Here is an 8,155-nt window from a genome sequence, read left to right on the forward strand (position 1 = left end):
TGGTTGCCGGTGTTGGTGTGGGGTTGCCGGTGTTGCGGGGTGGGCGCCCGCGGGTGGGTGCGGGGTTGCGGGGTGGACGGTGTCGCCCGCGTGTTGGCGCGCCTGGTTTCCCGGCTCGCGGGCGCATGGTCCTGCACCATTTTTCAGGCATTAGAAATAGGCAGCCAGTTAGTGCGTACTGGAACAGTACGGGCTGACTGACACCGAAGGGCCCGGTGTATTCGCCGCCCCTTGCGGGCGCTTTTCGGGAGTGGTTATCGATGGGTGTTGAGGGGTCGTCCGGTGGGGTCCGCCGACGTGAGCGGCTGACGTCCGAGCCGCGTGGCCGGCGGGTGAATCTGTCGTTCAACGACGCGGAGCTGGAGGTCCTACGGCTGGCCGCGGGGCGGGAGGGGATGTCGCCCGCGTCGTGGGCGGGACGTCAGGTGATGGCGGTCGCCCAACACACCCTGGTGCCGGTCTCCCGTGACGCCAGCGACGTGTTGCGGGAGCTGATCGCGGCCCGGGTCCATCTGCGGGAGACCGTCACCGCGCTCCGCGCCCTGGCCGCCGCCGACCCGCCCGCCGCCGGCGGTCCGGCCACAGCCGCCGACGTCGTGGCACGCGCCCTGGACGCGGTGGCCCGCGTGGATGAGGCGACCGTCGCGGTGATGCGGGAGAGGCGCTCGCGGTCGTGATGCCGAAGAAGGCGCCGGGCGGGTCGGAGACGGTCGAGCTCCTGGAGTACCTCTTCGGTCCCGGGGAGCGCGACGAGCACACCGACCCCCACCTGATCGCCGCCTGGGACCCGGACCTGCCCTGCCCGGCCCGCGACCCCGGCCGGATGACGCTCGCCGGCCTGGCACTGCTCCTGGACGCCCCCGTCGAAGCTTTGCGCGGCCCACGCCCGGCCGAGCACGTCTGGCACGTCTCGGTCCGCAACCACGCCGGCGACCGCACCCTGTCGGACGCCGAATGGGCGGAGGTCGCCGCCGCCATGGTGCACGCCGCGGGCATCGCCGAGCACGGCGACGAACACGCCTGCCGGTGGGTCGCCGTACGGCACGCGGACGATCACATCCACATCGCGGCGACCCTCGCCCGCCAGGACGGCCGGCATCCCCGTGTACGCGGCGACATCCCCGCGATGCACGCCGCCGCCCGCGTCTTCGAAGCCCGCTGGGGCCTCACGCTGATGTCGCCGCTCGACCGGACCGCGCGCCGCCGCCCGGTCACCGGCGAGGCCGAGAAAGCCGCCCGCCGCGGCCTGGCCGAGACCGCCCGCGAATCCCTGCAGCGCACCGTCCGCATCGCGGCCGCGCTCGCGCAGGGCGACGCCGACTTCCTCGACCGGCTCCGCGACGCGGGCCTGCGCGTGCGGGAGCGCCACGGTGACGACGGCACCCTGGTCGGCTACGCGGTCGCGCTCCCCGGCGACCGCGCGGACCGCGGCAGCCGGCTGGTGTGGTTCTCCGGGTCGACGCTCGCCTACGACCTGTCCCTGCCCCGCGTCCGCGAACGCTTCACCCCCGCCGTCACCTCGGCCGACTGGGCGCTGGCCGAACACCGGATCCGGGAGGCCTCCGCGCTCCTGGGCCGCGCCGGTCAAGCTGATGGTGCCGGGGATGTCGCCGCGCTCGGCGACCTCCTGGCGGTGGCCGCCGAGCACTCTCCGGCCCTGGTCCGTGACCGTGTCCGCGCGGCGGCCGACGCCTTCGAGCAGGCCGCCCGCGCCCCCGGCGCCCGCTCCCTGGAGGGCCGCGCCCGTGCCGGATGGCGCTCGGCCGCGCGGGCGTTGGAGCACGCCCCGCGTGCCGGCCGCGGGGGAGGCGCCGCGGTCGTCCTCACCCTGCTGATCGCTTTGGTGGAGGCGGTGGAGGCCGCCGCCTTCTGGCACCGCGCGCAGGAGCACCGGGCGCAGGCGAGAGCCGCCGCGGAGGCCGCCGTCCTGCTGCGCGAGGCAGCCGGCTTTACCGGTACCCCGCCCCCGACGACGAAGCCGCGCACCGGTCGAGTGGTGCGCACGCCGGGCCGTGGCCTGCCCGCCGCTACGCCCGTTACCGGTGTACCGGTCCGGCCGCGCCCTGAACCCGGTCGGCCGGGCCCGTCCCGTACGCGCTGAACCCGATCCGAGGAAGCTGCCGATGACGTCCGGATACCCGCCGCTGCCCGAGCCGTTTGCCGAAGCCCTCGGGGAGGCCGCGCACACCGCGGCGATGGCCTACCGCCTGGTGCTGGCCATCTCCGACGCGGTCCGCCGCGCCGCCCAGAAACGCCTCACCGGCCGGGAGGAGGAACTCGGCGAGGACGCCGAGAAGATGGCGCCGGGCTGGTCGGCCGACCAGCTGCGCGGCCACCTCGGCGACGACATCCTGGCCGTGCTGATGCAGGACACCGACTGGCCGCGGATGGCCCGCCAGCTCGTCGGCCTGCAGCAGGCCGGCGTCGACCTCGGGGTGTTCCTGCCGCAGATGGGGCGGATGACCGCCGGGGTCCACCAGGCCGTCACGGCGAACGCCGCCCGTATCAAGGCCGAGGGCACCGACCGCTGGGCCGACCTCCTGCGCACGTCGATGCCCGAGGGCCTGGTCCGCGACGCGATCCTCGCCTCCCCGGCCTGGCCCGACATCGCCGCCGCGATGGGCCGCCTCGACGCCGCCGGGATCGATGTCGCCCGGATCCTCACCGACGCCCACCGCGCCGGGGCCGGCGTCGACCAGGCCGTCGCCGCGGTCACTGCGGCCGCCGCCAACACCCCCGCCCCCACCACGGCCCCGACCGCCCCTACCGGGGCCCCGGCGGCCGCCGCTCCGGCTCCCGCACCCGCGGCCGGCGCCCGGGTACCGGCCGACGACCCGTGGGCACCGCCCGCCCGACCGATCCCCGCCCCCGCAGCGCCCGCTCCTGCTCCCGGGGCGGCGGTCGGCGCCGCGAGGGATGTGCTGGCCGAACGCATGGGCGCGGCCGGTGACCCGTGGGCCGCGCCCGCCCGCCCGGTCCCCGCTCCGGCACCCACCCCTGCGGGCGCGCCCGCGCCCGTTCCCGCGCCCGCTCCTGCGAGTTCGGATGCGAAGCGGGTATGGGGCCCGCTGACCGAGGGCCTGACCATTCCCCGCGACCTCGACCTCGGCAACCGGCCCCGCGCCCTGAAACAACTCAGGGTGCAACCGGCCGCGCACTCCCAGATGGTCGCGATGATCAAGCAGGTCCTGCCGGAGCAGGAAGCCGGGCTCCTGATCGGCTCACGCCCGTGGCCGCTGCTCGCCGCCCGCATGCAGCAGCTCGGCGAACACCACGGCACCGACACCGTCGCCCAGCACCTGAACCGCCTCACCAGCGGCACCTCCTGGCAGGAAGCCACCGGCAGCGCCCTGGTCGGCCGCCTCGTCGACGCCACCCTCACCTCCCTGACCACCCCGCCCGGTACGCCGGCCCCCGCCCGGCCCCGGGTCTCCGCGGCCGCCGCCCGCTCCCGCTCCACCACCACCCCCGCCGCCGCGGCCCCCGGCCGGCAGGCCCCGGCGGAGGCCGCGGTACCCGCGCACCGGCAGCAGGCCGCACCGGCCAGGGGCGCGGGGCGTACGCGGTGACGGCGAAGACTCCCGGACTGTGGGGCCTGCGGGCGGAGCGGGCGCGGGCGGCCTGGTGGGCGCTGCCGGGCCGGGACCGGATCGCGGTCGAAGGGTTTCTGCTGACCGGCCTGCTGTTCGCGGCCGCCTGGAGGGCGGGCCACCTCGGCATGGCGCAGGCGGACTTCGTCCTGTCGGTCCTGTCCGGCACGGCGGGCGTCGCCACCCTGTACCGGGGCGCCGTCCACCGGCCGCAGTCGGCCCCGCCTCCGGCCGGACCGCTGGTCGCGCCGTCGGAGGAAGTCCAGCGGCACGCCGCCCGCGAAGCCGGCACCGCGCCAGGCACCTGACCGGGGAAGAACCGCGAGGAAGAGGGGGAGACGGATGGTGATGTCAGGCAGGCAGCGCCGGGCCGGTGGCAGCGCGCTGGCGGGGCTTGTGCTGGCCACGGCCGGCTGGTGGGCGCAGTGGTCCGGGTACGAGGTCGTGGGCACGGCCCTGACCCTGCTGGCCGGGATCGTGGTGCTGGCCGGTGCGTGGCGCTCGGGCGTCCTGCACCTCCCGCAGCCCGCCGAACCCGACCCGGACGCCCCCGCGCCGGTGCGGCCGTCCTCGGCACGCGCGAAGGCGGACCAGGAGCGCTCGATGCGCCTGCTGAAGGCGATCGACGAGGCCGCCGACGACGGATCCGGCCTGCCGGGGGAGCTGTCGGAGTTCGAGCGGATCGTCCTCTTCGGAGTCGCCGAACTTCCCGGCCGGCAGTACCCGCCACCGGGCCACGACTACCCGCGCACCTGACCCACGCCGGGCTTCAGCCCCGTCGCTCCCGTCGCGGAGGGGCGGGGGGCGCGTCCCCGGGCGGCTGTTCAGCCTGCGGGTGTTCGTCTTCGCAGGGGTGCCGTCCCCAATCGAGAGAGCCGTTGGCGCGGTCCACTTTGATCAGGCCGTGGCCCAGGACGTAAGGGGAGGCCGCCATCTCCGGATCGTTCATGATGATCGCGAGTGCGGAGCCGGCGACGTTCATGTCGAGGGCGGGTTCGGCGCCGAGCAGGATGTGGTCGAGGTAGGCGGCGTAGTGCCGTGCGGCTCCGGGAAGCCGGTCCAGGCGGTACCGGGCCTCACGCAGTTCCTGACCGGTGAACTCACCGGCGTCGCGCCGCCGCCGGCAGCTGCGGCACAGGCGGAGCAGGAGCCAGGGGTTCGGGGCCTGCGGGGACAGCCCGGTCGGACGCATGGCCGGGAACTGCGAGAACTTCTCCTCGTCGGGGTCCTCCAGGGCCACGATGTCGTAGGGGCGGTCCAGCTCCCGGGTCTTGCCGCACGTCGGGATGGAGCAGGCCGGGCTGAGCCCGTACAGCAGGTCCCGCGTGTACTCGGACATGTCCGGCGGAGCGCCCTGGGCGGCGACCCGGTCGGCTTCGTACTGCGCCTGGTGCCACAGCTTCTCCAGCCGCAGCAGCTCCTTGCCGATCGGGTCCTTGTGGTTCGCGTCCCGGCCCCAGTCCCTGACCTGCTCGGTCAAGTACCCGGTGACGGCTTCCATGACCTCGTAGCTGGGCACCTTCGGCAGCCCGAAGGCGTTTTGCACCGCGCCGTGGCTGAAGCCCCGCGCCGCAGCGATCGTCCTCATGCTGGGCCGCCCCGCCCGGCGGTACAGGTGGTGCAGGGCCCGGTTGAAATCCCGACGAGCACCCGGCGGCAGCTCCGGCGGCGTGATGTCTCCTGCACGTCCCACGGTCCCTACTCCTTCCCCGCCGAAGCGGCCGACTCATTGTTCACCGGCTCGTGCGCCGCCGTCTGCGTGTCCAGGGACCCGCCCCCCGCGGCGCGCGCCGTACGGCGCCTGCGCCATACGACTCGGGCCTGCCGAGCGGCCCCGAAGACCAACGCGAGGACGATTCCGGAGACGACGTTGTCGATGATGTTCATAGACCCACCATCACGGTCCCGGATCGCCGAATGGACAGATGTGGACAGCCCGTTCAGAAACGATCGACCCAGCACGACGAGGCCCAGTCGACGCCGAGGTCGGCGAGTATGGCGAGCTGCGCCGGGGTCGAGCCGGTCCCGGCGGGCCTTCATGTTCCCGATCCAGATCCCGGTCCGGTCGGCGGGACGACAACGGCGTGCTCAGCGTCACGGCCCGGTAGGAGGGTCCGGGGTCCGGCCGTGACCTCGAAGGCGGTCAAGGCCTTGTACCGGGGGCAGGGCCGACGCAGGGGAGAAGGAAGAGCCGATGGTGGACAACACGACCGGGCAGGCCTCCAGGGGCCGGTGGCCGGTGCTGAGTGCTCGGGAGGTGAGCTGCCTGGTGGCCGGCGTCGTGCTGATCGTGGCCGGGCAGCTCTGGTACTGGCTGGCCGACGGCACCTCACCGGCCACCACCCCGACCGCCCGCTGGTTCCAGAACGCAGCAGCAGCGGGCGCGGGACTCTGGCTGCAGATCCTCGGCGTGCTCCTCCTCGCGGGCACCCTGCTGCGCCCCCCGCTGAAGAGGACCGACCGCCCGTAACACCCCCGCGCGGGGCGGGTACGGGGCCCGGAGCGGGACCGTACACAGCATCTGCCGACCGGCAGCCACCCCGACGGCGCCTACCGCGCCCAGTCCACGCCCAGCTCGGCGAGCGCGCCGAGCTGGGCGGTGTCGAGCCGGTCGCGGCGGGCCTTCTGGTTCCCGACCCAGATGCCCACACGGTGAGGGCCGTCGGGGAGCTCCTCGACCGCGCCGCGCCCCGGCATCCGGCCCTCCCGCGCCACGTACTGCGCCAGGGCCTGCAGGCCCTTCTGGAAAGCCTCCCCGCCCGCCCGCGGCCCGGACTTCGTGGTCGTCTTCGGCGCGGCCGTACGGGCCCGTGAGGCCTTCTTCACGCCGAGTTCGGCGAGCCGCCGCTGCTGCTCGGCGTTCAGCCGGCCCCAGTTCCTGCGCTGCGCGGCGAGCCACCGCCCCACGTCGTCTCCGTGCCGGGTCACACCGGGCACGACCGCGGTCAGGCGGGCGCCCTCGGCGAGGAGCTGCGCCAGGTAGGCGTAGTGCCGCTGCCAGTCCACCGTCCACCCGCGTTCGGCCGGGTTCCAGTCCGGATCGACCGCGGCCAGCGACGCCGCCCGACGCTCCGCGCGTACGGGGTCCTTCCCGAGCCCGCCGGGGCGGCGGATGTTCGTGAGCCACTGCCCGACCTGGACGTCCATGATCGCTGCGCCCCGCGGCGCCGCGAGGCTCCCGTGGAGGTCGTAGTAGGCCCGCGCCGCCCCGAGGTTGGCCTCGAAGCCGGCGTCGGCGGTGTCCCACACGACCCCCAGCTCCTCCAGCTCGGCCGCCCGTTCCCCGGTCATGGTCCCGGCCCGGTACGCGCGCCGCTGGTCCGACAGCCACCTGCCGAGGGGGAACGTCCCCGCGGTCTCGACGTGCTCGTACGGGACGTCCAGGTCCCCTTCGCGCTGCCGGTACCGGTACGCCGCCTCGGCGCCCCGACGCCAGTCCTGCCGCTCGGTGTTGATCACCTGGTAGTTGATCCACTTCGCGATCAACGCCGGGTCCCGCGGGGTCGCGAATCGCAACAGCAGTCGCGACTCCTCCTCGCCGTCCTCCGGCGCCTTCCCGACCGGCTGGGAGGGGTCTACGATCCTTTTCTGATTCTCCTGTGGAATAGCGAGCATTTCCACGGCCTTTTCATCATGTGCCCGCAGTCCTGCCAAAATTCGCACCAGCGGGCGGTAGGAATCCGACGAAAGCATGTCCTCCGGCTTTTCACCCTCCCGCAAAAACACGGGCACGATCAGGGTGGCCATCTTCCCCTCACCGGGCTTCTGCCGCAAAGCCCGACCGATCGCCTGGACAATATCGACAGCCGACCCCTTCGGATCGATCAGGGCCACGCTGTCGGTGGCCCGAATATCGACGCCCTCGCCCAGGACTCGACAATTACTGAGCACGGCACGCCCTGCCCTGCGCCCGAATTCCGCGAGCACGGACTGCCGGTGGGAACCCTCGTGTTCCCCGCACAGCCACCCCGACCACACCCGCTCCGGATGCCGCCCCGGGTCGACGGCGTGCAGCCGCGCGGCGACCCGCTCCAGACCTGCGGCGAAGGCCTCCGCCTCCACCGTGCGGTGGTGGAACGTGATGGTCGTCTGCAGCCCGTACGCCGCCATCGTCTCCAGCAACGCGGTCTGCGTCGCCGCCAGCCGCTGCCCCCGCAACTGCTCCTCATACCGCTCCTCACTATTCAGCCGCTGCGGAGTAACAACAGGGTCAGTGAGTTCCGCCACCACAATCTGATACTTCGCCAAAAGCCCCCGCGAAATAGCCGAACCAAGCGAAAGCTCATAAACAACCGGCCCGAACACCGTCGGATCGTCCATCGAGCACGCGAGGTCCTTCGGCAGCCGGTCCCACCGCGGCCGGGAGACGTACACCCGCCCCTCCGCCTCAGCCTCCTCCCGCTCCCGACGCTCCTCCTCCGACGCGCGCCGGCGGGCCTCCTCCTGCTCCCGCTCCTGCGCCCGGGACCGCGGGGGCCGTTCCATCCAGATCCGGGGTGTCGCGGTCATGTAGAGCCGGCGCATCGCGGGGATGACCTCCTGGCGGTGGACATCCGCCCACGCCT

Annotated in this window: 9 protein-coding genes; 6 read left to right on the forward strand and 3 right to left on the reverse strand. The window is 73.9% G+C overall.

What is annotated here, in order from left to right; translation table 11 throughout:
* Nucleotides 1-332: 332 nt before the first annotated feature.
* From OG207_RS43890 to OG207_RS43910, 5 genes are read left to right on the forward strand one after another with little or no spacing between them, the layout of a single operon-like run.
* A complete protein-coding gene (locus OG207_RS43890; protein ID WP_329094629.1) occupies nucleotides 333-677 on the forward strand; it encodes a hypothetical protein in 345 nt (114 codons plus the stop codon).
* Complete coding sequence (locus OG207_RS43895) at nucleotides 674-2,101, forward strand: mobilization protein (RefSeq protein ID WP_329094627.1); 1,428 nt, start codon at nucleotides 674-676, stop codon at nucleotides 2,099-2,101. The genes OG207_RS43890 and OG207_RS43895 overlap by 4 nt, the downstream gene beginning before the upstream one ends.
* Nucleotides 2,102-2,123: 22 nt before the next feature.
* Nucleotides 2,124-3,569, forward strand: coding sequence for a hypothetical protein (locus OG207_RS43900; protein WP_329094625.1), 1,446 nt, complete (start codon nucleotides 2,124-2,126; stop codon nucleotides 3,567-3,569).
* Complete coding sequence (locus OG207_RS43905) at nucleotides 3,566-3,898, forward strand: hypothetical protein (protein WP_329094623.1); 333 nt, start codon at nucleotides 3,566-3,568, stop codon at nucleotides 3,896-3,898. Before OG207_RS43900 ends, OG207_RS43905 begins: the two co-directional genes overlap by 4 nt.
* Before the next feature lie 40 nt (nucleotides 3,899-3,938).
* Nucleotides 3,939-4,346 (forward strand): hypothetical protein, encoded by a 408-nt coding sequence (locus tag OG207_RS43910; protein ID WP_329094621.1) that lies wholly within the window; start codon nucleotides 3,939-3,941, stop codon nucleotides 4,344-4,346.
* A gap of 13 nt (nucleotides 4,347-4,359) precedes the next feature.
* Here the strand turns inward: OG207_RS43910 and OG207_RS43915 are convergent, their stop codons facing one another.
* Together OG207_RS43915 and OG207_RS43920 are read right to left on the reverse strand one after the other, a co-directional pair.
* On the reverse strand, nucleotides 4,360-5,283 hold the full coding sequence (locus OG207_RS43915; protein WP_329094620.1) for a hypothetical protein: 924 nt from the start codon (nucleotides 5,281-5,283) through the stop codon (nucleotides 4,360-4,362).
* Between the two features lie 5 nt (nucleotides 5,284-5,288).
* On the reverse strand, nucleotides 5,289-5,477 hold the full coding sequence (locus OG207_RS43920; RefSeq protein ID WP_329094619.1) for a hypothetical protein: 189 nt from the start codon (nucleotides 5,475-5,477) through the stop codon (nucleotides 5,289-5,291).
* Between the two features lie 307 nt (nucleotides 5,478-5,784).
* On the opposite strand from OG207_RS43920, the gene OG207_RS43925 reads away from it, so the two are divergent.
* Complete coding sequence (locus tag OG207_RS43925; RefSeq protein ID WP_329094617.1) at nucleotides 5,785-6,060, forward strand: hypothetical protein; 276 nt, start codon at nucleotides 5,785-5,787, stop codon at nucleotides 6,058-6,060.
* A gap of 80 nt (nucleotides 6,061-6,140) precedes the next feature.
* Here the strand turns inward: OG207_RS43925 and OG207_RS43930 are convergent.
* Nucleotides 6,141-8,155 (reverse strand): helicase associated domain-containing protein (locus tag OG207_RS43930; RefSeq protein ID WP_329107376.1); only part of this gene is annotated, 2,015 nt, incomplete at its 5' end.

It is taken from the genome of Streptomyces sp. NBC_01439 (assembly GCF_036227605.1).
Classification (GTDB): domain Bacteria; phylum Actinomycetota; class Actinomycetes; order Streptomycetales; family Streptomycetaceae; genus Streptomyces.